At 51.1% G+C, this 24,716-nt stretch carries 24 protein-coding genes and 1 pseudogene; 14 read left to right on the top strand and 11 right to left on the bottom strand.

Going from position 1 to position 24,716, the window contains the following annotated elements:
- The first annotated feature begins 1 nt into the window (after position 1).
- The 8 genes from NE623_RS09580 (at position 2) to NE623_RS09615 (ending at position 5,580) form a co-directional block, all read left to right on the top strand.
- Positions 2-790, top strand: coding sequence for an alpha/beta fold hydrolase (locus NE623_RS09580; RefSeq protein ID WP_256272811.1), 789 nt, complete (start codon positions 2-4; stop codon positions 788-790).
- A 1-nt stretch (position 791) separates the two neighbouring features.
- Entirely contained in the window at positions 792-1,580 is a 789-nt protein-coding gene (locus NE623_RS09585; protein WP_256272812.1) for a class I SAM-dependent methyltransferase, read from the top strand.
- A 6-nt stretch (positions 1,581-1,586) separates the two neighbouring features.
- Complete coding sequence (locus NE623_RS09590) at positions 1,587-2,204, top strand: class I SAM-dependent methyltransferase (protein ID WP_256272813.1); 618 nt, start codon at positions 1,587-1,589, stop codon at positions 2,202-2,204.
- A gap of 3 nt (positions 2,205-2,207) precedes the next feature.
- Entirely contained in the window at positions 2,208-2,693 is a 486-nt protein-coding gene (locus NE623_RS09595) for a hypothetical protein (RefSeq protein ID WP_256272814.1), read from the top strand.
- A 13-nt stretch (positions 2,694-2,706) separates the two neighbouring features.
- Positions 2,707-3,570 carry an MBL fold metallo-hydrolase gene (locus NE623_RS09600; protein WP_256272815.1) on the top strand — a complete coding sequence of 288 codons (864 nt, stop codon included), beginning with the start codon at positions 2,707-2,709 and terminating at the stop codon, positions 3,568-3,570.
- Positions 3,567-4,343 (top strand): alpha/beta fold hydrolase, encoded by a 777-nt coding sequence (locus tag NE623_RS09605; protein WP_256272816.1) that lies wholly within the window; start codon positions 3,567-3,569, stop codon positions 4,341-4,343. Before NE623_RS09600 ends, NE623_RS09605 begins: the two co-directional genes overlap by 4 nt.
- Positions 4,340-4,975 carry an L-2-amino-thiazoline-4-carboxylic acid hydrolase gene (locus tag NE623_RS09610; RefSeq protein ID WP_256272817.1) on the top strand — a complete coding sequence of 212 codons (636 nt, stop codon included), beginning with the start codon at positions 4,340-4,342 and terminating at the stop codon, positions 4,973-4,975. Before NE623_RS09605 ends, NE623_RS09610 begins: the two co-directional genes overlap by 4 nt.
- A gap of 209 nt (positions 4,976-5,184) precedes the next feature.
- Positions 5,185-5,580 (top strand): hypothetical protein, encoded by a 396-nt coding sequence (locus NE623_RS09615; protein WP_256272818.1) that lies wholly within the window; start codon positions 5,185-5,187, stop codon positions 5,578-5,580.
- Here NE623_RS09615 and NE623_RS09620 read toward each other — a convergent pair.
- The 7 genes from NE623_RS09620 to NE623_RS09650 all read right to left on the bottom strand — a co-directional run bounded on the left by NE623_RS09620 (position 5,549) and on the right by NE623_RS09650 (position 11,408).
- A complete protein-coding gene (locus NE623_RS09620; RefSeq protein ID WP_256272819.1) occupies positions 5,549-5,758 on the bottom strand; it encodes a NisI/SpaI family lantibiotic immunity lipoprotein in 210 nt (69 codons plus the stop codon). The two genes, NE623_RS09615 and NE623_RS09620, sit on opposite strands and share 32 nt — an antisense overlap.
- Before the next feature lie 185 nt (positions 5,759-5,943).
- Positions 5,944-7,302 carry a sensor histidine kinase gene (locus NE623_RS09625; RefSeq protein WP_442490235.1) on the bottom strand — a complete coding sequence of 453 codons (1,359 nt, stop codon included), beginning with the start codon at positions 7,300-7,302 and terminating at the stop codon, positions 5,944-5,946.
- Positions 7,299-7,961 (bottom strand): response regulator transcription factor, encoded by a 663-nt coding sequence (locus NE623_RS09630; protein ID WP_256272821.1) that lies wholly within the window; start codon positions 7,959-7,961, stop codon positions 7,299-7,301. The genes NE623_RS09625 and NE623_RS09630 overlap by 4 nt, the downstream gene beginning before the upstream one ends.
- A 117-nt stretch (positions 7,962-8,078) precedes the next feature.
- Entirely contained in the window at positions 8,079-9,218 is a 1,140-nt protein-coding gene (locus NE623_RS09635) for a NisI/SpaI family lantibiotic immunity lipoprotein (protein WP_256272822.1), read from the bottom strand.
- Positions 9,211-9,954, bottom strand: a complete 744-nt coding sequence (locus NE623_RS09640; RefSeq protein WP_256272823.1) for a lantibiotic immunity ABC transporter MutG family permease subunit — start codon at positions 9,952-9,954, stop codon at positions 9,211-9,213. The genes NE623_RS09635 and NE623_RS09640 overlap by 8 nt, the downstream gene beginning before the upstream one ends.
- Before the next feature lie 2 nt (positions 9,955-9,956).
- A complete protein-coding gene (locus tag NE623_RS09645) occupies positions 9,957-10,703 on the bottom strand; it encodes a lantibiotic immunity ABC transporter MutE/EpiE family permease subunit (RefSeq protein WP_256272824.1) in 747 nt (248 codons plus the stop codon).
- Entirely contained in the window at positions 10,704-11,408 is a 705-nt protein-coding gene (locus NE623_RS09650) for a lantibiotic protection ABC transporter ATP-binding protein (RefSeq protein WP_256272834.1), read from the bottom strand.
- 332 nt (positions 11,409-11,740) lie between these two features.
- On the opposite strand from NE623_RS09650, the pseudogene NE623_RS09655 reads away from it, so the two are divergent.
- Positions 11,741-13,203 (top strand): annotated as a pseudogene (locus NE623_RS09655) (ABC transporter ATP-binding protein); the annotation flags it as partial.
- A gap of 533 nt (positions 13,204-13,736) precedes the next feature.
- On the opposite strand, the gene NE623_RS09660 reads toward NE623_RS09655, so the two are convergent.
- From NE623_RS09660 to NE623_RS14910, 3 genes are all read right to left on the bottom strand, one after another.
- On the bottom strand, positions 13,737-14,012 hold the full coding sequence (locus NE623_RS09660) for a hypothetical protein (RefSeq protein WP_256272825.1): 276 nt from the start codon (positions 14,010-14,012) through the stop codon (positions 13,737-13,739).
- Positions 14,009-14,206, bottom strand: coding sequence for a tyrosine-type recombinase/integrase (locus NE623_RS09665; RefSeq protein ID WP_256272826.1), 198 nt, complete (start codon positions 14,204-14,206; stop codon positions 14,009-14,011). Before NE623_RS09665 ends, NE623_RS09660 begins: the two co-directional genes overlap by 4 nt.
- A 176-nt stretch (positions 14,207-14,382) precedes the next feature.
- Positions 14,383-15,579, bottom strand: a complete 1,197-nt coding sequence (locus NE623_RS14910) for a helix-turn-helix transcriptional regulator (RefSeq protein WP_256272827.1) — start codon at positions 15,577-15,579, stop codon at positions 14,383-14,385.
- Positions 15,580-15,776: 197 nt separating this feature from the next.
- Between NE623_RS14910 and NE623_RS09675 the strand changes: the two genes are divergently transcribed.
- From NE623_RS09675 to NE623_RS09695, 5 genes are all read left to right on the top strand, one after another.
- Entirely contained in the window at positions 15,777-17,180 is a 1,404-nt protein-coding gene (locus NE623_RS09675) for an MFS transporter (RefSeq protein WP_256272828.1), read from the top strand.
- 68 nt (positions 17,181-17,248) lie between these two features.
- On the top strand, positions 17,249-20,008 hold the full coding sequence (locus NE623_RS09680; RefSeq protein ID WP_256272829.1) for an alpha-L-rhamnosidase: 2,760 nt from the start codon (positions 17,249-17,251) through the stop codon (positions 20,006-20,008).
- On the top strand, positions 20,005-20,787 hold the full coding sequence (locus NE623_RS09685; protein ID WP_256272830.1) for a glycoside hydrolase family 3 N-terminal domain-containing protein: 783 nt from the start codon (positions 20,005-20,007) through the stop codon (positions 20,785-20,787). Before NE623_RS09680 ends, NE623_RS09685 begins: the two co-directional genes overlap by 4 nt.
- Positions 20,739-21,332 carry a fibronectin type III-like domain-contianing protein gene (locus NE623_RS09690; RefSeq protein WP_256272831.1) on the top strand — a complete coding sequence of 198 codons (594 nt, stop codon included), beginning with the start codon at positions 20,739-20,741 and terminating at the stop codon, positions 21,330-21,332. The genes NE623_RS09685 and NE623_RS09690 overlap by 49 nt, the downstream gene beginning before the upstream one ends.
- Before the next feature lie 120 nt (positions 21,333-21,452).
- On the top strand, positions 21,453-22,160 hold the full coding sequence (locus NE623_RS09695) for a rhamnogalacturonan acetylesterase (protein ID WP_256272832.1): 708 nt from the start codon (positions 21,453-21,455) through the stop codon (positions 22,158-22,160).
- Between the two features lie 251 nt (positions 22,161-22,411).
- Here NE623_RS09695 and NE623_RS09700 read toward each other — a convergent pair whose 3' ends face one another.
- Positions 22,412-24,457 carry an InlB B-repeat-containing protein gene (locus NE623_RS09700; protein WP_256272972.1) on the bottom strand — a complete coding sequence of 682 codons (2,046 nt, stop codon included), beginning with the start codon at positions 24,455-24,457 and terminating at the stop codon, positions 22,412-22,414.
- Positions 24,458-24,716 lie beyond the last annotated feature (259 nt).

The raw sequence follows: 24,716 nt of genomic DNA on the forward strand, positions 1-24,716 counted from the left end.
CATGCAGATATTGGAACACGGGCAGGCGCAGGAGCGGACGCTGCTGTTTTTTCCCTGCACGGCAGAGCCTGTATGGGCTTTTGCCGACACGATCACGCTGCTTTCTCAGAGATGGCATGTTTTTCAGGTGGTGTATGACGGCCATCAGCCGGAGTATCCCGGGGATTTCACCTCAGTCGAGCAGACCGTGGACGAGGTGATCTCCTATTTGAAGAGTCACGGCGTCTCCCGTCTGGGTGGGGCCTATGGCTGCTCCATGGGCGGTGCCTGCCTGACCCGTATGCTGGCATTGGGGGAAATGCCCATCGACCGGGCCATCATCGACGGCGGGATCACGCCCTATCCGCTGCCCTTATTAGTGCGAAAGCTGCTGCTGGCTCGGGATGTGCTGTCCTTCAAAATGGCGGCAAACAGCCGAAAGGTTCTGGAAGCAGCTTTTCCGCCGGAACGGTTCACCCCCGCAGGGCACGACCCCAAAAAGGAGTACGACGCCATGGAAGCCTATCTCAAAACCTTTTCCGATCGGACGATCCGCAATGTATTCTGGTCTGCCAACAACTATGCGCTTCCGAAGCGCTCCGCTAAAATCGGTGCGGAAATCACCTACTGGTACGGCGACGACGAAAAGAAGGATCGCAGGCGGGATATCCGGTTCATCAAGCGCTATTTTCCTAAGGCGCGCATCCATGGCATCCCCAAGATGGCCCATGCGGAGCTGGTGATGGTACACCCGGAAAAATTCTGCCGGTATGCGGAAAAATTTCTGACTATGCAAGCGGAGGAAATATGACATGAGAGAAATAATCAAGCTCTCCGGCGTGCCGGAAACCATGCTGCAAACCGTTTATGCAAGGGCGAAAGAGAGCAGCGGCAGAGGTGCGATTCACGACGCAAAAGCGGAAGAACTCATCGAAAAGCTGGACTACGATTTTTCCCTTGCGGACAAGGATACGGCCATGCGCAGCGGCGTCATTGCCCGGACCATTGTGCTGGATAAACTGACAAAATCGTGGCTTGCGGCGCATTCGGGTGCGGTGGTCGTCAATATCGCCTGCGGGTTGGATACCCGCTGCTATCGGATGTCGGGTTACGCACATTGGTATAACCTCGACCTGCCGGAAACGATGGCGGTGCGGGAAAAGCTTCTGCCGGAAAGCGGCACGATTTCGCAGATTGCCATGTCCGCCATGGAAGATTGGGGCAGCGAAATCAGCGAGCAAAATGTGCCGGTGCTGATTCTCATTGAGGGACTGACCATGTATCTGAACGCAAAAGATGTGCAGCAAATTTTTGCAGTGATTTCCAGCCGCTTTTCCCAAGCCACTGTATTTGTGGAAACCATGAATCCTACGATAGTGCGGCACTTCAAGGAGAAATCCATTGACGCAAGCAACGCAAAATTCAACTGGGGAATCAAGAATGGGAAAGCACTTGCCGAACGGCTGCCGGATTTTCGCTTTGTTAAGGAACACAGCTTAACCGAGGGTATGGCGGCGTTTGCGCCAATTTACAAGCTGCTGGACAGGCTGCCCGCCGTGCGGAATATTTCCAATAAGATCATTGTTCTGGAAAAGGAGTGACGAAGGATGTCGTTTTTTGAAAACACCCGCAAACCTACCGGCTTTGGTGGGAAAGTTATGGTAAACATGATGAATCTGTGCCATGCGCCCCTTGCAGATTGGGGCATGGAGTTCTTGCCGCTTTCATCAAATGCCAAGGTGCTGGACTGCGGCTGCGGCGGCGGGGCCAATATCCGGAAGCTGCTGAAAAAATGCCCGCAGGGTGTGGTGAAGGGCGTCGATTATTCGCCCGTCAGCGTGGAAAAGGCACGCAGGCACAACGCAGCGGCAATCGGTAGTGGACGCTGCGTTATATGGCAGGGCAGCGTAGAACGGATTATTTTTGCCTCGGACTGGTTTGACGCCGTGACCGCTTTTGAGACAGTCTACTTCTGGCCGGATCTGCCGCAGTGTTTTCGGGAGGTTTATCGGGTGCTGAAGCCCGGCGGAACCTTTCTCATCTGCAACGAGAGCAGTGGCGACACGGACAAGGATGAGAAGTGGACGGAGATTATCGGCGGTATGACCATATACAGCGACGATGAGCTGAAAACATTTCTGGAAAACGCCGGATTCTGCAATGTTCAAATCCATAAAAACAAAATGGGCTGGCTCTGCGTGACAGGACAGAAGCGGGAGGAATAAGGAATGCTGCTGCAAACGATTCTGGAAGGACTGGGGCTGGGGGCGCTGCTGGTCTTGGTGTGCGCTGTCGGCATCCACAAGGGTGCTGTCGGCATGGCGCATTTGTATGACGCGAAGGTACAGGAACGGTGCGTTGCGCTGGGTCTGACCACAAAGGAAAAGATCAAGCAAAACTCGCTGCGCTTCAAGCTGATCTGCGTTCCGGGATATCTTGCTTATGTGCTGATTTGCGTGTATGCCATCAACGGTGCGCAGACATTTTGGGGCGGCTTCTGGCAGTGCTTTGTAATCCTGTCTGTGATGAACCTCATTGACCGGCTTGGCATCGACGGCTATTGGGTCGGACACACCAAGGCGTGGGTGATACCGGGGACAGAGGATCTGATGCCGTACATCTCGAAATCAGACAAGCAAAAGAAATGGCTGTTCGGAACACTGGGAATGGCCGTGACTTCCCTGCTCCTTGCGGAACTCGGGCTGCTGCTGTAAGGAGGAAATACCGATGTCAAAGAAAGCGACCGAATTTCAGAAAAGAGAAATGAGCAAGATGTACCGCGGCAAGGAAATATTCAAGCCGCTGAACACCGGCTGGGTGGATGAGCGCGTGGCCTGCGTGCGGGAGTGGGTGGCGAACATCTTCTTCTACCGCAAGGGCGACACCACCATCATGATTGATGCCGGGTACAACTACGACCGGCTGGCAGAAAAAATGGACTGGCTGGGCATCGACCCGCAGTCCATCCGGCACATCCTCATCACTCATCAGGACACCGACCACGTGGGCGCGGTGGAGGCAGACGGCCCCGGTTTGTTCCGGAGCGCAAAGCTCTATATCGGCGAGATTGAAAACCGGTATCTCACCGGCGAGGTGCGGCGAAAAGTCATATATCATCTCTATAAATTGCCGCAGGTCACAATTAACAACGAAAAGGTGCTGCTGCATGACGGCGAAACTTTCGAGATTGACGGCATCAAAATCGAGTGTTTCCTTGTTCCCGGCCATACATGGGGGCATATGGTCTATCTCATTGACGACAAATATCTCTTCACCGGCGACACTATCTGGTTCGGCGCGGACGGCGGCTACAGTTTCATTTCCTCTCTGGCAGAAAGCAACAAACTGGCGGTAAAGTCGCTGGCGGCGCTGGAGCAGAAACTGCAAAGCCGTGACCTGCATCCGCTGTTTCTCACCGGTCACACCGGCTGGACGGACAACTTCGAGTTCGCCTTTGCCCATAAGGACAAGCTTTGCTCACCGTTCCAAAAGCGGGTTCCCGACCCCACCGCGCCTTACGACGCCTACGATGAATCAGACGACACGGAAAAAATGGCAAAGAGTGGGTTCCTCAAGGGGGTGGGGAGATGAAGGTTTATTCCTTCGGCGCAGAAAATGCCCCGGCCATCCTACTGCTTCCCGGCACCTGCTGCCACTGGAGGGGCAATTTTGGACGGGTCATTCCGCTGCTGTCGGACAGGTATCGCGTCCTCTGCGTCAGCTACGATGGCTTCGATGAAACGGAACATACCGAGTTTCCCACTATGCCGGAGGAAACAGAGAAAATAGAAGCTTACATTCAGAAACATTGCGGCGGGCATATCCGGGCGGGCTATGGCTGCTCGCTGGGCGGCTCTTTTGTGGGGCTGCTGGCGGCGCGGGGGAATATTCATATTGATTACGGAATTCTCGGCAGCTCTGATCTTGACCAAGCATCTCCCCTTGCGGCAAAGCTGCAAACAAATCTGCTGCTGCCGCTGATCTACCCGGTGATACGGGACGGACGGTTCAAGAGTCGATTGCTGCAAAAACGCCTCACGCAGCGAAAGTCGGAAATGGGCGGCTATCTGCAAGCGTTCATGGAGATGCTCGGCGGCGCACGACCCTATGTGACCGTGCAGAGCTGCAAGAATCAGTTCTATTCCGACCTTGTCACCCCGCTGCCGGACAAGATCAACGTTCCGGGAACAGAGATTCATATTTTCTATGCGCTCAAAATGGGTGAGAAATACCGCGAGCGCTATGAACGTCACTTTGCAAACCCAGTCATTCACGAGCAGAACTTGCAGCACGAGGAGCTGCTGGCCTGTTATCCGGAGCGTTGGGCGCAGTTGGTGAAGGACATTATGGAGGGAAAGCGATGAAGTATATCGGAATGCCCATGGCAATGTGGGCAGTGTTTGCAAAGTCGTTTGAAAAGCAACTGACAGAGGTGCTTGGTTATGATGCTAAAACCGCAAAAGCAATCCAAAAGACCGCAAAACTGAAGTACAAAGAGATCATCGCAAAGCTGCCCGAATTTGAAAAAGGTGATCGGTTCAGCATGAACATCATTGGCTGCGCCATGCTGGGGGCGTTCGTCCTCTGTATGCCGAAGCGACCGGATGCAGAGGCACTAACGGTATACTATGAGAATGCCCAGATGACGCCGATGATGAAGTGGTTCTGCCGCCAAAGCGGCAAGTCGAAGTTCACGCCCAAGGATATCGCCGGAATGAAAGCCACCGCTGCCCGGAAGGCGGCTGACCGCAACCCCTACTCGTGGAATATGGACTTTTACGAGTATCCCGACGGCAGCGGTTATGAGGGGCGCTTTACGAAATGCGGCATCTGCACGCTGATGCAGGAGTTGGGGCTTTATGACCTGACACCCGCCATGTGCCATTTGGACTACGCCATGAGCGAGGCGGGCGGCGTGACGAACTTTGTGCGGCAGTATACCCTTGCCTCCGGCGGCCCTTACTGCGACTGCGGGTACCAAAAGAAACGAGTATGAGGCGGAGTAGCATTGAAATACTTTGAATTCGGACAGGAACACCCGGAACTGATGGTGATGCTCCACGGCGGCGTATATGTATATCTGGCACGGTATCGCCAGCTCCACGGAAAAGAAGCTGGCGAAACACGTCAAAGCGTGGCAGGACGAGGGATATGCCTTTACCTAACAAATTGATTCTACTGTCAGATAAAATTGGAGGATTGAACATGAACATTATTGAAGATGCAAATCTTCTAGTTTCGAATAACGCTGTCAAAGAAGATTCCGAAAGCTTTATTAACGATATCATTGAAGGTGTGTTGAGAAATCCATGGGCGCTGGCCAAGGTCATGATTGCCATTGCAAAGTCCCCATTTTACATTCGTGAGCAACTATTTTGGTCAAAACTCGAAACCTTTTTGAATGGTATCTATCTGGAAGAGAGTGACCGTGCCATTCTGCGAGCCAAGCTCGCGGAAAACGGCAACTCCAACGAAAATGCATTACGCTTAGTTGCAAGTATCGACCGAGCTGAGACAATGCAGAAAATCCAGTATTTAGTAAATGTAACTAGATGCCTCCTTACCAACTTTACCCAATCCATTCCCCGAGTCCACTATTAGAGACAGTATCCGCTAAAATCGTGTAGTCATTTCCCTTATAGGAAAATTGCGTCACATTTTCCTTATTCAGATAGCCTTGCTCTCTGGAATAGTCCCCGATTTTGTCCTGTAAAGAACAGCCTGCAAGAGATAAACATATAATAACAGCAAACAGCAATATCATCATTTTTTTACTCATTTTCTTTTGCTCCTTCCCAGCTCTGAAACCACACTAAGCTTATGATAAACAGCACTACTGTAAAAAACAGCATGAGTATAAAACCTAGTTGAAATTCGGGTAAGTTAGAATGAAACTGCCCCTCATTAACATAAAGATTTGAAAAATGGACGGCCACAAAAGCCGTCCATTACATTATCAGGAAATCAGCAGGGAAGTTTCATCGTAACCTTTGCGCCGCCGGTTTCTTTTGAATTTTCTAAAATAAGCTGACCATTATGTTGTTCCATAATCGAATTTGTAATATATAGGCCCATACCGAAGTGTAGCTTTGAATTGCGGCTTTGATCGCCCATATAGAACCGTTCCTGTGCGTGGCATAATGCCTCTTTAGAAAACCCCGTTCCCTCGTCTGTGACTGAAATTTCCACGAAACCGTTGTTACTCTGAACATCCACATAAAGCGTTCCACCTTGCGGAGAGTAGTCCAGCCCATTACTGATAACATTCATAATAGCACGTTCTATCAGCACCCTATCAAATTTCAGCATTTGAGGGAGTGAAACAGTATTCATTTGCAGCCGGATTTCTTTTGTCCGGCATAGTGATTCCATATAACCGAACAAGTGCTGCATGAACGCTGGCAAGTCTATACTTTCAATATGGAGCTGATAACCAACCGCCGCCCGTGATATATCAATCAGGGTTTGAATATATGACTGCATCTGGCCGGAGCTTTCCACAACGTAACCAGCGTATAATCGTTGCTCATCATCAAGATTTGTTTCTGTGAGTAAATCAGCATTTCCTTGAATAACCGTCAGAGGCGTTTTCAAATCATGGGCAAGCGCGGCGATTTGCTCTTTCTGTGTCTGTTCGGTTTTCCATTGCCGTTCTAACGAAATTTTCAGATTATCTTTCATATCTGAAAAAGATGCAAGGACATCTTCAAACTCTTTGATTTTGGCGTGTCCTACTTCAAAATCAAGGTTTTGCTTTGAAACCTCCGCAGTTGCTTCAAAAAGCGGGGTCAGTTGTGTACGCAGGTTCTTAGCAAATCTGGCGGTCAGTATGATAATGACCAGCAGCGAATTTACAGCCATCAGGATAAGCGCAAGCGTGTCAGGAGATGGAAAATATTCCGGTAGCCATGACACTGTAAATTGAGAACCAATATAATACCTTAAAACGCAAAATTCGTTTTCCCGGACAACAAGTGCAAACTGCCTCCCCGTAGCATATTCAATATATTCTCCCTTTGCGTACAGCAGGGCAATTTCTTTTTCATCATCGTCCATATTGCTGTAAAGCTCATTAAAGTTCTTGTCCAGAATTAAGTAGCCGCATCCCTGTGGAATCACAACCTTTGTAATATCCGGGGCAATCGTCAGCGTTGGAATGATCTCTTTTACCTGCAATTCACTTAGATTTGCTCTTGTAGCTAATCCAGCATTTACAGCAAGTCCCTCCAAACCAGAAGGGACAATAATTGCCGCTACCAGCATGACAATGAGGGAGATAGCAAACTGGCGAAACAATATTTTCAATGTAGGTTTCTTTTTCACTCCCATTTATATCCTATCCCCCATACGGTGCTGATCGGACTTATTTTGAAATGCTCCAATTTCTCACGAATATTTTTTATATGCGTTGAGATCGTAGAGTTATCGCCTATTCCATCAAACCCGAAAACGGCTTCATAGATTTGTTCTTTTGTAAAAACCTGTCCCCGGTTTTTCGCAAGGTATTCACAGATTGAATACTCGCTTTTGGTAAGGGGAACCGGCTGTTCTGAAACATACAGTACCTTTGCGGAAAGGTCAAATCTTATATCAGGCTCAAATGAAAGTGTGCTGTGATGCTCCCTTTTTTCTCTGCGTAAATGTGCCGCGACACGGGCGCGAAGCTCCTGAATACGAAAAGGTTTCGTAATATAATCATCCGCACCGATGCCCAATCCAAACAATATATCTTCCTCTAATGTCTTTGCGGTCAGAAAGAGAATCGGGCAGTCTACCATATTCCTGATCTGTTTGCAAAACTCAAACCCGTCTGTGCCAGGCATCATCACATCCAAAAGAATGAGGTCATAGAAATGCAGCTTTTTGATGTCTACATCATCCGCATTTTGACAGACTGTTATCAAATATCCATCTTTCCCCAAACTGTTCTTAATCAATTCCAAGATAGAAACTTCATCGTCAACTACAAGTAAGTGGATCAAAAAATCACCTCCCGCCCCATTATACCACATTGTCGAGGTTAAGGATTGTTGCCATAGTATCGCCTCCTAGCTTTTTTAGTATATCATAACCCATAAAGGCAGAAAAACAAAAATCGGTCATTGACGCTTTGCAATATAGTAGCGGTCATTTATCTGTACTGCAACGGCTTCGGTCTTTTCTGTACCATGAATTTCATAAATATCTTTGTAAATCCATTGTTCCCGATGTTGTCCGGTGTTTTCCCCATACCAGTCAATTTTTCTTAGTTCCTCCTTTGACAAAGGAATTTTTGTTTCTGCATTAAATATGACATTCTCCGCAAGAATACCAATGTGACTTTCCAATTCATTATTTGATACAGTATCAGAAGTTACTTGATAAACCGTCCCATCACAAAGAAGCTGCGTTGCATTTTGAGGATTGATTTCAAACTTGCCACTCATAGATTGCTCTATATCCTTAAAGTCAAAAACTGTATCTGTGCCTTTGATATTTTCATCTATAACAGCTTTGTGATACCATCCATTTATATCTACAATCAGATAGTCGTCAGCGTTAGGAGCTGCATACACATTTAAGAATGGAATAATATAGGCGTCATTAGGGGCTTTATCCACTAAATCTGCTAAATCTGCCAACGTCTGAAAGGTAGCAGTTTTGAGATTTTCTTGAAGTAATATTTTCCCTGATTCGTCTACAGCCGCAAGTTGTTGGATATACCCAATCCATTCCCCGAGTCCACTATTAGAGACAGTATCCGCTAAAATCGTGTAGTCATTTCCCTTATAGGAAAATTGCGTCACATTTTCCTTATTCAGATAGCATTGCTCTCTGGAATAGTCCCCTTCTTTTGCTCCTTCCCATCTCTGAAACCACACTAACTCATCATTATTTTTAATGTCAGCTTTCCGATATTCATTGTTGATATTTACAGCTACGGCATTGCTTATATCCACATCCACAATACTGTAAACGTAGCCGAAACTGAAATCTTCCCCCGCCACATTTTTGAAGCGTTTCGATACCTGCCCGATTTCTTCTTGTAGTTCTGACATTTCAAGACATTCATCCGTTATGGTATATGTCAGGCCGTTATATGAAATTTCATCATAGTTTGCGGCGTTCAGCTCATAATACGGCAGAGATTCATTTGACGCCTTATTTTTATCGGCGGTATCGCGGAGCGCACCGCAGGCCGATAAGCATATAAGACTTACAAGCACAATTACCACGGCAAACAGGCACTTTTTATTCACTGTTTTTACCTCCCTCCCAACCATGAAACCAAACCAAACTGGCAATCAGCAGACAAACAGTGCAGCATACAGAAATAATCATACCGCTGAAAAAATCGGTTTTTACCTGTGCATACAGTTGGGGGCTATCCCATGCAAGCACAGTGTAATCCATAGCACGAACGCCCCAGGCCCAGGGAATATATTTCCATGTAGCGTCACCAAGCCCTGTTATCATAAGGGCAGCTATTAGACTTCCGGTAATGCCCAATCCCATAGACGCACCCTTTCCGAAGCTCATACCCACAAACAAATGAATCAGGTAAATAGGGAGCATGGTAATCAACAATAGAATCCCTGCTTTCAGGTAAAGGCTTGCCGGGGCCTCCCTGTATAGTACAGCAAATGTTCCCAGTGCTAAAAATGTTGCACCCATAGCACAGATCATCAGAAACCCAAGTTTACCAATATACGTTGCTATGCGGGATGGGATTGTTCCTAACAAAAGCTGATAATGCCCGGCCTGATTTTCGATCTGAACAACCAGGCCCACAATAATGCCGATCAGAAACGGGAACGCAACGGCCAGCACTTCCAGATAGGCACTGATTTTGGTTGCCAGTTCCCATCTGGATATATGATAGTAACCCGCAAAAATCGCCGCACATATAATCGGAATCATGCTGTGCATATAGAGCAAAATGCTATGTTTACACTTCTGATATTCTGCTTTCCAGCAGCGAACCACAGATACCATAGTTACCCCACCTCCTTTTTCTCAAACCATCTTGCAGTTAAAAATGACAGCGCCGCAAACCAGGCCAGCGAAATGACCAATACAAGTATAATCATCCAAAATGCCATTGCCGTACTCTGATCTGCAACCGGCTCACCATTAGGCAAAATACCTAACACGGAAATCATAAGATGCGGCACCCAGCTATACGGGCAGATTATCCACAAAGAGGTTGTAGCCGTGAAAATCCCTAAAACGCTTCCAAGTCCGGCATTAAGAATAACCGTGACAAAGATACCAACTTTTTTTGATAACCATAAGCACAGCGGAACTTCCCATAGGCTTGCAATGACAATACAAGCTGTTCCGGCCGCAGCCTGCCAAATTCCGATTGTCAGGGGAATTTCGTTGATAACTAATATTGCAAAACCGCCCAACAGATTTAGCGCCAGGAAAATGAAATTCCCCACACAGGAGTAAATACCGGCCACTCCAATTTTTGCTTTCCAGACTTTGTTCTGCGAAACAGGCAATGAAGCAACGGCACGATATTTTAGTTTGCCATTATCCCGCTGTTCAATCAAGGCACAGGTGAGCGTAAGGAATCCAGGATAAAGCAGGTTATACCACCAATTATAAGAATTGAGCTGGAACCAAAGAGGAGCAAAAAAGTTCATAAGCGCAGTTACAAACGGGGCCAGAACGATCAGCGTTTTTGTGAAAGTTCTCTTATGCTTTAGGTTCTCTGCCTGAATATATGCCATCTCCATTTAATATCCCTCCTTACCATTTCTGCGAATAACATCCATAAAGAGTTGTTCCAAATCTTCACCGGCGCGAAGCTCTCCCTCATATCCAAGGACGCCGCCAGCAATGATACCCACATGATCTGCAATCTGCTGGACTTCTGACAGAATATGGCTGGACAGAATGACCGTAATTCCATTGGACGGAAAAGAACGAATCAGTTCACGAAGTTCCTCAATCCCTAAAGGGTCAAGGCCGTTAGTCGGTTCATCCAGAATCAAAAGCCGGGGACTGTTCAGCAATGCAATAGCAATACCAAGCCGCTGCTTCATACCAAGAGAAAACTGCCCGGCCCGTTTCTTGCCGGTATTCGTGAGCTGGACAATTTGCAATACCTCGTTAATTCGTGCATCGTCCAGGCCGAGCAATGTAGTTCTGACTTTGAGATTTTCGTATGCAGTCAGATTTTCGTAAAGCGGGGGCATCTCAATCAAAGCACCGATATGCTCCAGATCACTCCGTTTCCACGGGTGGCCGTCAAACTCGATGCTTCCCGATGTGGGGCGCAAAATGCCGGTGATCATTTTTAAGATCGTGGATTTGCCAGCCCCATTCGGCCCCAGCAGACCATAAACCGAGTTGCGCCGGATGTTCAGTGACACATTGTTTACCGCCATTTGCCCCTTGAAATTTTTGCAGAGGTCAGTCGTTTTCAAAATCATATCCATATAATCAAGTCCTTTCTTTGATTCTACGGATAGCATACCGGGCAATTTTGAAGATTTCATAAAGATTCCCAAAAACAGAATATGAACAATACACCGTAACCGTGGAGCATATCGCAACAAAGCACCAACCTACGCATTTAGAGCCTTAAAAAGCCCTATATTTCAAGGTTTTTCCAGCATAGTCGGCGGGGTATGTGAGTGTTTTATCCTATCCCCGCCATAGTGCCGCTCTAAATGCGTAGAATTTACCAGCAGAAAATCGCCGGTTTCTCTGGCTCCATACTCCCAGATATGGTATCATGGAAAAAATCAATCTGATGGGGGTATCAGGATGGTTCCAGTACAACGGCACCTATTTTACTACTTATAAAGAGAGCGGCACCCGCCGCCTGACCCTTGCGGAGCGGCTGCGCAAGCTGCCCCTGTCCTTTTTCGGTAAGCGCGACCTTGCCGACCTGACCAGCACCATCATGGCAGACTGCGAGGTGCTGGAAAAGGACTGTTCCCACTTCATCCCCGCTCTGTTCGGCTCCCTGCTCTCCACGGTGCTCATTGCCCTGAGCCTGTTCGCCTTTGACGGACGGATGGCACTGGCGGCACTGTGGGTCATCCCGGTATCTGTTGCCATCGTGGTGGGCAGCTACCGGGTGCAGGACAAGGTGCAGGCCAAGACCATGGCGGCGAAAATAGCCTGTGCGGACGGCATTCAGGAGTACATCGAGACCCTCCGCGACCTGAAAGCCGGCAATGCGGAGCAGCGATATCTGTCCGGTCTTTCCGCCAAAATTCGGGCTGTGGAAAAGCAGTCCATCGCGGCAGAGCTGGAAACGGCGCTGTTCGTGTCCTCTGCGAGCATGGTGCTCAAGCTGGGCATTGCGTCGGTGGCACTCACCGGCGCGGTGCTGCTGGTGCAGGGCAGTATCGACGTGCTGACCCTGTTTCTGTTCCTGATGGCGGCTTCCCGGATGTACGACCCTATGCAGGGCGCGTTGCAAAATCTGGCGGCGGTCATTGCCATGCGCACCAATGTGGGGCGGATGAACGAGATTCTGGACGCTCCCCTGCAGACCGGCAGCGAACAGCTGACCAATCAGGGCTGCGATATCGTATTCGACCATGTGGGCTTTGCCTACCACTCCGGCGAAAGGGTGCTGCGGGATGTTTCCTTTACCGCCAAGCAGGGCGAGGTCACGGCACTGGTGGGACCCTCCGGCGGCGGCAAGACCACCGTTTCCCGACTGGCGGCATGGACATTTCCAAGATTGACCCGGAAAAACTCATGAGCCTGTATTCCATCGTCTTTCAGGATGTGACCCTGTTTGACAATACGATACTGGAAAACATTCGTCTGGGGCGCAAAGGTGCCACCGACGAGGAGGTCCTTGCGGCGGCAAAGCTGGCAAACTGCGAGGAATTTGCCGAAAAGCTGCCGGACAAGTGGAACACGAACATCGGCGAGAACGGCTGCGCCCTTTCCGGCGGCGAGCGTCAGCGCATTTCCATTGCCCGCGCCTTCCTGAAGGATGCGCCCATTATTCTGTTGGACGAAGCCACCGCCAGTCTGGACGTGGAAAACGAAACTGCCATTCAGGAGGCTCTTTCCCGGCTCATAAAACACAAAACTGTCCTTATCATCGCCAACCGGATGCGCACCGTAGCCGGTGCGGACAAAATCGTGGTGCTGTCCGACGGCGTGGTGGCCGAACAGGGCGCACCCGATGCACTTTATGCCCGGAACGGCCAGTACACCCACATGGTGGATCTGCAGACCGAAAGCCAGCGCTGGGCCATCTGACCCAATTCAAAAACAGCCCCGCGGCACAACAAAAAAGGACATCTATTCAAAAGAGTAAGTGTCCTTTTTAGCACCTGAATCCGTCAGCTAACAGTCAAGTTTAAATCACTTCCTTATCACTGTTACCCTGCGCAAAGCCGTGTCCTATGGGAAACTGGTAAATGGTGTTGATGTCTGCAAATTCGGCAAGCAGTGGGTTGTGTCCGCTGCTGCTATGAAGCGGGCTTACGGTGAGGCAAAAGGCAGCGCAGCATCTCGCACGCATTGACCATTTGTTGACCACCAACTGACCACCGGCAGTGATTTTTGCTGCCGGTGGTCAGTTTTTATCGTTGACACATTGTTTTATACTGCTTGTGATAGATGTGCCCTAGCAGTGCAGAACCAACAAAAAATTACTGTATATCATTGAAATATGCGCCGTGTCGTAGTTCTCCGACCCGGAAGGCCAGAGGTTCGAATCCTCCCGGTCGCACCAGAAAACCTCATTGCAATGTGTTTTTTGCAATGAGGTTTTTGTTAGTGTTTGATTTTCAGAATAATTTTAGCAGCATATCGTCTGCCGCATCGGTGTACTGCCCTTTTCCTAGACGCTCGTTCCTCAGCCTGTTTATAGTGATTCGCATGAGGCGGATTTCTTCTGTAGAAAAAGTAGCTTTTTTATCGGCTGGGACAGAATCAATTTTCAGTATCAGTCGCCCCGGTTTTTCCGTGTTATGGCCAAGTGCCTTTTCTTGATAGTAATAGGGTGTCAGTGCTTTCAGTAAGATACTTTTGTTTGCGCGTGTCAGCTTGATTTTTCTCGTCATAATCCAATCGCCTTTCCAAGTTTTTCTTGCGCTTTGCGCTTGTTCTTGTCGAATGCATGGGCGTAAATGTCCAGCGTTGTGCTTGCCTGTGCATGACCCAATAGACTAGCCACCGTGCGCACGTCCACGCCCTGCGCAATCAGCAGACTGGCGTTGGTGTGGCGTAGGCTGTGCAGATTCAGGTGGGTTGGCAAACCGTTTGGGCCACTACTGTCATTTGGCAATTCCGGCATTTTTAAAGTCCGGAACCCCATCCTGCTAGGGTGAATTTTGACAACCCATGTAACAGCATTTCATTCATCTCCGCCGAGAGAAGAAGAGGCCCGGAGGGCTTTACCGATTTGGGTAAAGCCCTCCGGGTCCTCCCCCCTCACAGCATCTTATGCAATCTGCTGCGGTACTGCTGCGGGGTGCAGCCTTGGTATTTTTTGAAAATCTGGGTGAAATAGCTCTGGGTCGGGTAGTTCAGAAAGCCGGCAATCTCGGCAAGGGTGTAATCGGTGCAGTCCAAGAGGTAGCGCCCCTCGCGCAGCTTTTCGCGGTGAATGTATTCGGGGATGCCCATGCCCATCTCTGCCTTGAATTTGAGCGACAGGCTGCGGCTGCAAAGACCGCAGTGGCGACTTAGCTCCTCCAGCCGTAAATCGTCATGGAGATGCTCCGAGATATAATTGATACAGGCTTTTACAGCGGTGCTTTGTGCGCCGCTGTTTTTTATATCTGCCACACGGCGGCAGAAATCCATTGCCATGGTGAAGTTCAGCTTCTGTATAGCCGTGATATCCAGCTGGGTATCGGCACGCTGGCAGTAAACATCGCTTAAGTTGAATGCGGTTTCGCCCGGCAGGCCGCCACGGATAGCCGCGCGCGTCAGCAGCGTGGCGAACGAGATAAAGGCGTACTTCTGCTGCTGCAGCGGATTCGAGCTCATCGCACCGATTTTCCCCTGACTGGGCTGCAGAAGGCGGTGCTGCAGCAGCTCTATGCTTCCCTGCTCTATTGCCTCACAGACGCCGGTCTCAAAGTCCACCGGCACATGAAATTCCGCCTTCTCCCGCAGATTGAAAAGAGCATCGTCCGGTCTCTCTGTGCGCAGCACGGTGTTATCCACAAACAGGATGTGCTCCGCTGTGATTTTCTCGTTGTGGGCCAGCCGCACCAGCAGGCACATCAGAGATTTCAGCTGATAAAGATTGACCAACGGCATCTGCATCATCAAATCACAGTATTCCTGCATCCGACGCGACGGAAAAGCCATCGAAGCCATCTGCATAATTTCATTGCGCGGGTGCTGGAATGGGCTGACAAGACCGACAATACAAAAGGCATCCTCCGGCAGCTCTACGACGCCGATAAAATATCCCGGCTCCACATATGTGACCAGCGGATGCAACGCGTCCCGCTTTTGCAGGATAAAATCTGTCAGTACCAATTTCACCTCCCTGTGCGGAACAAGCTCATCATTTCCGGCGGGCAGGGCAAATATAAGCTCTCCGTCGCGGCTGACCTTCGTCAGCGGAATCCGGCTTACCGCGTACAGCTCCTCACAGCTTTTTTGGAAATCCACAGCGTTCCCTCCTTTTATAATAAGTTAGCACACCATGGTTTGTTAAGTCAATGCGGTTTTGCAAAAATCAATCTGTTTTTTGCAACAGAAATCATATTTTTGATATAGTGGGCGACAAAAACGCGCTATAATGAACCTGTAATCAAGAGAACCGCATCTGCTCTACCGGGTGCGTAAAAATGAAGGAGAGAATCATTATGGCAAAGAAACCTCTTGGCACCGATTCGATGGGGATTCAAAAAACCATGCGTGTCGGCGATTATCTGGGCGACTGCGGCGGTCAGTTTGCACTGAACGCCATGACCGGCCTTGTTTCGGCAGTCCTCTACTTTTACACCGAAAAAGTCGGCGTAGCCGCCGCCACGGCGGCCAACGTTCTGCTGGCGGCCAAAATTGTAGACGCCTTCACCGATTTGATCATGGGCAAAATCATGGATAACGGCAAAAGCCCCAAGGGCAAATGCCGCCCGTGGTTCCTGCGCATGGCAATTCCCGCGTTTGTGGCGATTGTGGCGCTGTTCACTGTGCCTGCCGGACTGACAGGCTTTGCACAGGTTGCGTATCTGTTCCTGTCCAACGTGTTCCTGACCGCGATTGTCTCGACCGCGATAATGATTCCCTACAGCGCCATTCTGGTTATGCGCACCAAGAGCCTGGACGAGCGCAACAAGATGGGTATTTTCCGCGCCGCGGCTGGTTATATCATCGGTATGATTATCGCCATTGCACTGGTTCCCATCACCAATGCCCTTGGCCCCAACGGCGTGGCTGACCAGATGGCTTACATCAAGTTTGCTGTCATTGTCGGTACATTGAGCACAATTTTCCTTCTAATCCTCTACAAAACCAGCAAGGAAACCGCCGCGCAGGAGGAAAAGCCCGATGATGGTCTGGCCTTTGTCGATGCTCTGGGCAAGCTGTTCCACAACAAATACTGGGTCATCGTGCTGGTTGCCAACCTGTTCGTCAACGTGATTTATGCACTGACCTCCTCCTCCGGCACCTACTACGCAAAGTACATTCTGGGCGATGATAACCTTATCGGCATTATGGGTGCGGTTGGCCTGATTCCGACCATTGTCGGCTTTATCGCAGTCGGCCCCATGACCAAAAAATTTGGCCTGACCAAGACCCTGAAGATTGCCTTTGCGCTGGGCATTATCGGCAACGTCATCCGCTGCTTCAAGCCGGACAGCTTCATTCTCTGCATCACGGTCGGTTTGCTGGGCAGCTTTGCCACCATCCCGATGATGTGCCTGGCCGGTACGCTGACCAGCATGGCCATGGACTACAACGACTACAAGTACCACAACAAGATCATCGGTATGTCGGCCTCTGCCTCCAGCTTTGGCGGCAAGGTTGCCAGCGGCATCGGTGCCTCCCTCGTCGGCTGGATTCTGGGCATCGTCGGCTTCACCGGCAACATGGATGTTATCACCCCTGCCGTCCGCTACGGCATCTACACCTTCAGCCTCTACATTCCCCTGGCCATGTTCGTCGGCCTGTTCATTATGATTTCCAAGTTTGATCTGGAAGCCAAATACGGCGATATGATGAAAGCCATCGCCGAGCGCAACGAGAAAGAAAAGGCTGCGCAGTAAAAGTCCCCTTGCCCTGCCGCCTTTGGACGGCGGGGCAATTTTCGTTCTGTACAAGGAGAAACACTATTATGCTGAAATTATACGATTTGACGATTGAATACAAGCGCGAGCCGCTGGGGCTTGACGAGGTGCAGCCGCGGTTCAGCTGGAAATTGGACACTGACCGCACCGGGACTGTGCAGACTGCGTACCGGATAAAAGTGCAGCGCGGCGGCGAAACGGTCTGGGATTCCGGCAAAACGGAAAGTGCGCAGAGTATTTTGGTCGAGTACCTCGGCCCCAATCTTGAGCCGCGCACCGAATACACATGGAATGTCACCGTGTGGGACAACCACGGCGAGGAATCCTGCGCCGAAAGCCGGTTTGAAACCGGCCTTTTGCGCGGGGGCGCCTTTGAGGGCAAGGCCCGCTGGATTACCCACACGCTGGACAAGACCTCTCCCGTCAGCCCGGTTTTGTACCGGGAATTCACGGTCAGCGGCCCGGTTGCCAAGGCGCGGCTTTACGCCACAGCGCTGGGAATGTACGAGGCGGAAATCAACGGTGAAAAAGTTGATGACACCTACTTTGCCCCCGGCTGGACCAACTACCGCAAGCGGCTGCAATACCAGACCTACGCCGTTCCGCTGCGCGAGGGGCTAAACCGTCTGACACTGACGCTGGCGAACGGCTGGTATAAGGGCAAGCTCGGCTTTATGCCGCAGCCCAACCACTACGGCGACACCACCGCCGCGCTGGCCGCCCTCTGCATCACCTATGCGGACGGACGCGAGGAATGGATTGGCACCGACGAGAATTGGCTCTCCACCACCGGGGCCATTCAGTCATCTGAAATTTATGACGGTGAAACGCAGGACTTTACAGCGCAGCCTGCCGCACCGCAGCCCGCCAAGCTGTTTGACTACGGTTTTGCCACAATTATCGGGCAGGAAAACGAGCCGGTGCGCTGCCTGCAAAAGCTGCCGGTTATAAAAGAGTTCACCACCCCCAAGGGCGAAAAGGTCTATGATTTTGGCCAGAACCTGACTGGCTGGGTCGAGGTGGAAATTTACGGCGAGCCGGGCCAGACACTGACCCTGCGCCACGCGGAATCGCTGGACGAAAACGGCAATTTCTACACCGAAAACCTGAGTTTTGCCAAGGCGACCGACACCTATATCCTGCGCGGTGGTAAGCAGACGCTGCACCCGCATTTTACCTGGCACGGTTTCCGCTATCTGTGTGTGGAGGGGCTGCAATACGGCCAGAACGTGCATTTTACGGCCTGTCTCCTTTCCACCGACTTGCAGCAGACCGGCAGCTTTACCTGTTCTGACAGCCGCGTCAACCGGCTGCAACAGAATATTCAGTGGAGCCAGCGAGACAACTTCCTCGATATTCCCACCGACTGCCCCCAGCGCAGTGAGCGTCTGGGCTGGACCGGCGATGTGACCGCGTTCTGCCCGACGGCGGCCTTCAACGAGAACATTATGCCGTTTATGACCAAGTGGCTGCGCGATCTGGCCAGCGAGCTGGGCCCCGATGTGAGTATGCCGCAGGTTGTGCCGAATATTTTGGGCAACCAGCAAGACGGCGCGGCGTTCTGGGGGGATGTTGTCACGGTACTGCCGTGGACGCTCTACCGCGCCTACGGCGACAAGCGGATTCTGCAAAGCAGCTACAACAGCATGAAACACTGGGTCGATTTTATTGAGAGCCAATGCGGCGAAAACGGCCTTTGGCAGACCGGGTTCCAGTACGGTGACTGGCTGGGGCTGGACGCCGAGCGCTCCGGCCTGAGTGATGAGCGCAAGGGCGCGACCGATGATTACCTTGTAGCCAATATCTGCTTTGCGTGGAGTCTGCAGATTCTGGCCGACACGGCCCACGTGCTGGGCAACGCCGCCGAGGAACACCGCTGGCGGCAGCGGCGCGAGGGGCTTATAAAGGCCTTCCGCGCCGAGTATATCACCCCGGCAGGCCGCCTTGTCAGCGAGACACAGACCGCGCTGATTCTGGCCCTGCACTATGACATGGTGCCGGACGAAGCCCGCCCGCGCCTGCTGGCTGCGCTGGAAAAGAACATCGGCGCACACAAAACGCATCTGTTAACCGGCTTCATCGGCACACCGTTCGCCTGCCAGACTCTCTCGGAGAACGGCAAGCACGATCTGGCTGGCAAGCTGCTTTTGCAGGAGGACAACCCCGGCTGGCTGTATGAAGTCAAGATGGGTGCCACCACCATCTGGGAGCGTTGGAATTCGATTCAGCCGGATGGCAGCTTTAATCCCGCCAATATGAACAGCCTGAACCATTACGCCTACGGCTCCATCGGCAGCTGGCTGTACACAAAACTCTGCGGGCTGGAAATTCTGGAATCCGGCTACAAGCGGTTTGCCCTGCACCCGCAATTTATCCAAGGCATCACCCACGCCGGATTAGAGTATGAGAGCGTCTACGGCAAAATTGCAATTGCATGGCGGTGCGAGGGTGGCAAAATCACGGTGGACGCCACGATTCCCGCCAACACAACCGCCGAGTTGACCCTGCCCGAACAGGGCGAAACGCTGACACTCGGCAGCGGGCAGTACCACTATGAGTACCCGACCGCCACGGATTTGCGGCTGGACCGCTACACGATGGAAACGCCGCTGCACATTATCATGGAGCATCCTGTGGCCCGCGCCATCTTTGCGCAGTACGCGCCCGAATTTCTCGAAAACCCCATGCTCGAATATGTAAAGAATGAACCCGTCACAGCGCTGCTGGCCTATGGGGACAGCATCAAACCACTGTTTGAACAGGTACTGGCCGCCATGAACGCCGCAGAAAAGGAGAACGCACAATGAACGAAAAAATCGGTAAAATTTTGTCAAAAATGACGTTGGAGGAGAAAATCAGCCTTTGCAACGGCGCTGATTTCTGGCACAGCAAGGCAATGGAGCAGTACGGCATCCCGGCCATCACAATGAGCGACGGCCCCCACGGCGTGCGCTGCCAGAAAGACGCAAGCGATATGCTCGGCGTCAACCGCTCTGAGCCCGCAACCTGCTTTCCCACTGCCGTTACCAGCGGAGCAACGTGGGATGCAGCGCTGCTGAAGGCCGAGGGCAAAGCCATCGGCGAAGAGGGGCTTTCCTACGGCGTGGACGTTGTCCTTGGCCCCGGCGTCAACATCAAGCGCAACCCCCTCTGCGGCCGCAATTTTGAATATTTCTCCGAGGACCCCTGTGCAGCCGGTGCCATGGGTACGGCATGGGTGCAGGGGGCGCAGAGCAGTGGTGCGGGCACGAGCCTGAAGCATTTTGCCGCCAACAATCAGGAGTACAAGCGATTCAACGGCAACAGTCAGGTCGACCAGCGCACCCTGCGGGAGTTGTATCTGCCCGCGTTTGAGGCCGTTGTCAAAAACGCACAGCCCGAAACCGTTATGTGCAGCTATCCGCGCATCAACAATGTCCACGCCAGCGACAATACTTGGCTGCTGACCGAGGTACTGCGCCGCGACTGGGGCTTTGACGGCCTTGTTGTCACCGACTGGGGTGCGCTCTGCGACCGCGTCAAGGCCATGCACGCCGGATGCGATTTGAGTATGCCGCGCTGCAGCCCGGCGAGAGCCAGACGCTGACCTTTGCCCTTGATGACCGCAGCTTTGCCGTCTGGCATGACGGCGGCTGGCAGATTCCAGCGGGCCGCTATGAGATTCTGGTGGGTGCCTCGTCCGCTGACATCCGCCTGCGCGGTGCGCTGGACGTGGACGGCGTAAGCCTGACTGCGCCCGCGTGGCAGCACGGCAGCTGGTATGAAACCCTGCAGGGACTGCCCACCGATGCCGAGTTTGCGGCGCTATACGGCGGCCCTGTCCAGAATGACCCGCCGCTGAAAAAGGGCAGCTTCACGATGGAGGACTCCATTATGGAGATGAAGGACCTTTCCCCCATTATGATGCAGATGTTCAAGGGTACCGAATCCACGATTGCCAAAGGTTTTGGCGGCAAGGCCGATTACAGCGACCCCGCCTTTAAGATGATGGTTATGTCCGGCACCGATGCACCGCTGCGCGCCGCGGTGCTTTCCAGCAGCGGCGCCTTCCCCGCCAATCTGGCCGAGGGGATGCTGGCCATGGCCAACGGTCACCCGCTGAAGGGCGTGAAAAAGCTCCTCAAAAAATGAGCTGCGGAAATGAACGCTTTTTCTCGTAAAACAGGAAGAAATGTGGTATCATTAAGCTACAGAAATGCGAAAGGATTTTTTTCAATGATTTCTATTCCGTCAACGCAGAAGGAACCCTCCGTGTACTGGATTGGAGATTCCACCGTACAGTTCAACCATATGGACACATGGCCACAGTGCGGCATGGGGCAGGTGCTGGACCTTTACCTGCGCCCCGGCATCACGGTGCATGACCACGCCAAAAATGGCCGCAGTGCCAAGAGCTTCCGGGCCGAGGGCCTGTGGGAGCCGGTATATCGGGCCCTGCAGCCGGGAGATTTGCTGCTGATTCAGTTTGGCCACAACGATGAAAAGGAATATGACCCAGAGCGCTACGCCGCGCCGGAGGAGTTTGCACGGCTCCTTCTGGATTACGCCCGCCTTGCCAAGGAGAAGGGTGCCCATCCCGTGTTGGTCACGCCGCTGACGCGCCGTCACCTGTTGCCGAACGGCAAGCTGGAAAACAGCCACGGCGTCTACCCCGATACCGTGCGGATGCTGGCTGTGCGGGAAAAGCTGCCTTTAATAGACCTTACCACCGCAAGCCGCGCACTGGTGGAGTCCCTGCCAGAGGAAAAGAGCCGCGAATTTTATATGGTGTTTCCTGCCGGTGTGTATGACAATTACCCCGAGGGCAAGGAGGACAACACTCATCTGCGCTACCTCGGCGCAGTGAAGTTCTGCGGCCTGCTCGCCGACGGCCTGAAGGCACTGGGCGGCGTGTATGCAGACTTCCTGCTGCAGGGCCCCATTGCCGATAAATATGACGGTAAACAGTACGAAAAATAACGCTTTGCGCTTGCGGGCAAGCATCCTGCCAGCGGATGGTGGGCTTATCGCCCTGCCACTCGATGGGCAGCCGGACATAGGGGCTGGCATATTCCGCCTGCGCAAAGGTCAGGCAGCCGCACTCATCATCGTCCGTCAGGCGGCAGTGTGCGGGATACTTCGCCGTATACGCCGTTAATCGATTTTAACGTACTGTTGCAGAAAAGTCGGCTGCCGTTTCCGGCAGCCGACTTTTGCTTGATTATTTGACTTTATTTTTCACTGCGCTTTTTCTTACTGCTGATAACGGCTGTTGCGATTACTGCACCACCGCTGACAATCAGCAGAGCAAACCATAAGGTAAGGTTGCTATTATCACCGGTTTTCGGAATATCCGTTGGTTTGGCTGTTCCTTTTGTACCAGTGCCAGCACTAACGCTGTTCTTACTCCATTGAGCATAAAGTACGGTATCTTTGTCAGTCAATGTAAAACTATCGCCTGCTTTATACGCAGTACCTTTGCCATCTGCCTGTGTATTCCAGCCGGTAAAGGTATATTCGCTCCGAGTAAAACCGCTCTGCTGAATAACAATTTTGCTTCCTACATCGCCGGTTACAGACTCCATTGTACCGGCACCACCGTTGGCGTTATAAGAAACTTTGACCTGTGCTGGCGCATTCTTGCTCCACTGAGCATAAAGTACGGTATCCTCAGTCAACGTAAAACTATCGCCTGCTTTGTAAGCAATACCCTTGCCATCTGCCTGTGTATTCCAGCCGGTAAAGGTATATTCGCTCCGAGCAAAACCGTTCTGCTCGATAACAATTTCGCTTCCTACATCGCCGGTTACAGACTCCATTGTACCCGTTCCACCATTGGCGTCATAAGAAACGTTGACCTGTGCTGGCGCATTCTTGCTCCACTGAGCATAAAGTACGGTATTTTCGGCAGTCAACGTAAAACTAGCGCCCGGTTCGTAAGCAGTACCCTTGCCATCTGCCTGTGTATTCCAGCCGGTAAAGGTGTAGTTGTCACGGGTAAAAACATTTTCTGCAACGGGCACACTTTCTCCTGCCGCACCGGTTGCTGAATTTATTGTTCCTACGCCGCCATTTGCATCATAAGTTAACTTGCCCTGATATTCCTTAATTTCTTCCTTATATTTACAATACTTGCATTCTTTTGTTACAGTGCGGGTTATCGTGCCATCATCGTTTGTTCTCCACTCACCGTAGGTAGGTGCAAACGCATTATCCTTATAGCCTTCGGCATACAGACTATCATTGGAACCATTAACACCGTTGTTGTAGGTAACGCCCTCTTCTGCCGGCACACCGCTGTTATGGTATGTCGGGGCATCAACCATTTTGCCATCCTGCCAAACGATAGTGTTACCGAATTTTACAATGGTTTTGCCTTTATTATTTGTGTCGGATTTACCGCCATAGCCAAACAAACGAGAGCAGGTTTTTTCATCTGCATTTATTACCCCGTTTATAACATTATTGCCGGAAATATTGATGATATACTTAAGATTTCCCCTGTTGCTGTCATTGATGTTCAGCACCTGCTTCTTCGGAGACGGAGCGGAATCATTGACTGTACAACCGTTGAAATTTACTGTGATGTCAAACTTGTCTGCACTATAATCGGTGTAGACATTGATGACTTTGCCAGTGGAATTAAACGTGCAGTTATCGAAAGTCATCACGGGAGAGCAGTATGTCCAGATGGCGTAATCTCCATTTGGGCAGTTGAATGTGGTATTTCTGAATGTTGCAGTCTGATAACCCCAGTAGGAAGTCCTGCCGTTGATTTCGCAGTTTTCAACAATAGTATTGTTGGCACGGATAAAGCCGGTATAGTTTCTGGTCTCTTTCGTACCGTCTGGTGTTACAGAAGCAAGCAACGTCATCTTTTTAAAGGTTACCCGTTCTGCGCCATCGAAACTATAGTCGCCATTAGCTTCACCTGATTGATCGACGGTTGGCGTACCGATGCCCCACTTGGTGTTTTCAGGCCCCGCACCAATGAAGGTCAGGTCTTTACCCTCGGTGTATTTCTTGATGGGAGTACCGTTTATGGAAGTATTGTACAGTGTGTAGTTGCCTTCAGCCAGTTGGATGGTATCGCCACTGCTTGCAGCAGCCACAGCCGCAGCTACCGTCTGATAAGCCTTGTCACTGGTTGTGCCGACATACTCCTGCGTATCATTACCTTTTTTCGCATCCACGTAGATTGTTTTGCCAGCAACAGCAGCAGGCTCCTCCGCAAATACGCACGGTGTGATTGAAAGCGCCAACACCAATGCCAACAAACACGAGAGAACTCCTCTCATTTTCGGGTTTCTTTTCATTGCATTTCAGGCACAAGCTCCCAATCCGTCATAAGAGCTTTACCTACTCCCTCCTTTTTAATTTTGATAAAGTGTACCTTTGCAAAGGTCGAAGAGAAGTGAAATTTTGCCTTAGAATAATCGTGTTTCCCCTTGCAAATCCTGAATTTTGGTGTATAATTAAATGTGTACCGTTCCAAATTGAATCTTTATAATAATTTGTAATGGTACACCTTCCCAA

Origin of the sequence: Gemmiger formicilis, from assembly GCF_024462815.1 — a bacterium.
Lineage (GTDB): Bacteria > Bacillota > Clostridia > Oscillospirales > Ruminococcaceae > Gemmiger.

Excerpts from the sequence above, each read along its gene's own strand:
- NE623_RS09660 (WP_256272825.1), bottom strand. The coding sequence starts at position 14,012 with ATGACGAGAAAAATCAAGCTGACACGCGCAAACAAAAGTATCTTACTG.
- NE623_RS09675 (WP_256272828.1), top strand. The coding sequence starts at position 15,777 with ATGGCAAAGAAACCTCTTGGCACCGATTCGATGGGGATTCAAAAAACC.
- NE623_RS09610 (WP_256272817.1), top strand. The coding sequence starts at position 4,340 with ATGAAGTATATCGGAATGCCCATGGCAATGTGGGCAGTGTTTGCAAAG.
- NE623_RS09580 (WP_256272811.1), top strand. The coding sequence starts at position 2 with ATGCAGATATTGGAACACGGGCAGGCGCAGGAGCGGACGCTGCTGTTT.
- NE623_RS09685 (WP_256272830.1), top strand. The coding sequence starts at position 20,005 with ATGAACGAAAAAATCGGTAAAATTTTGTCAAAAATGACGTTGGAGGAG.
- NE623_RS09690 (WP_256272831.1), top strand. The coding sequence starts at position 20,739 with ATGCGATTTGAGTATGCCGCGCTGCAGCCCGGCGAGAGCCAGACGCTG.
- NE623_RS09590 (WP_256272813.1), top strand. The coding sequence starts at position 1,587 with ATGTCGTTTTTTGAAAACACCCGCAAACCTACCGGCTTTGGTGGGAAA.
- NE623_RS09595 (WP_256272814.1), top strand. The coding sequence starts at position 2,208 with ATGCTGCTGCAAACGATTCTGGAAGGACTGGGGCTGGGGGCGCTGCTG.
- NE623_RS09600 (WP_256272815.1), top strand. The coding sequence starts at position 2,707 with ATGTCAAAGAAAGCGACCGAATTTCAGAAAAGAGAAATGAGCAAGATG.
- NE623_RS09620 (WP_256272819.1), bottom strand. The coding sequence starts at position 5,758 with ATGAGTAAAAAAATGATGATATTGCTGTTTGCTGTTATTATATGTTTA.
- NE623_RS09605 (WP_256272816.1), top strand. The coding sequence starts at position 3,567 with ATGAAGGTTTATTCCTTCGGCGCAGAAAATGCCCCGGCCATCCTACTG.
- NE623_RS09640 (WP_256272823.1), bottom strand. The coding sequence starts at position 9,954 with ATGGTATCTGTGGTTCGCTGCTGGAAAGCAGAATATCAGAAGTGTAAA.
- NE623_RS09645 (WP_256272824.1), bottom strand. The coding sequence starts at position 10,703 with ATGGAGATGGCATATATTCAGGCAGAGAACCTAAAGCATAAGAGAACT.
- NE623_RS09680 (WP_256272829.1), top strand. The coding sequence starts at position 17,249 with ATGCTGAAATTATACGATTTGACGATTGAATACAAGCGCGAGCCGCTG.
- NE623_RS09585 (WP_256272812.1), top strand. The coding sequence starts at position 792 with ATGAGAGAAATAATCAAGCTCTCCGGCGTGCCGGAAACCATGCTGCAA.
- NE623_RS09615 (WP_256272818.1), top strand. The coding sequence starts at position 5,185 with ATGAACATTATTGAAGATGCAAATCTTCTAGTTTCGAATAACGCTGTC.
- NE623_RS09650 (WP_256272834.1), bottom strand. The coding sequence starts at position 11,408 with ATGGATATGATTTTGAAAACGACTGACCTCTGCAAAAATTTCAAGGGG.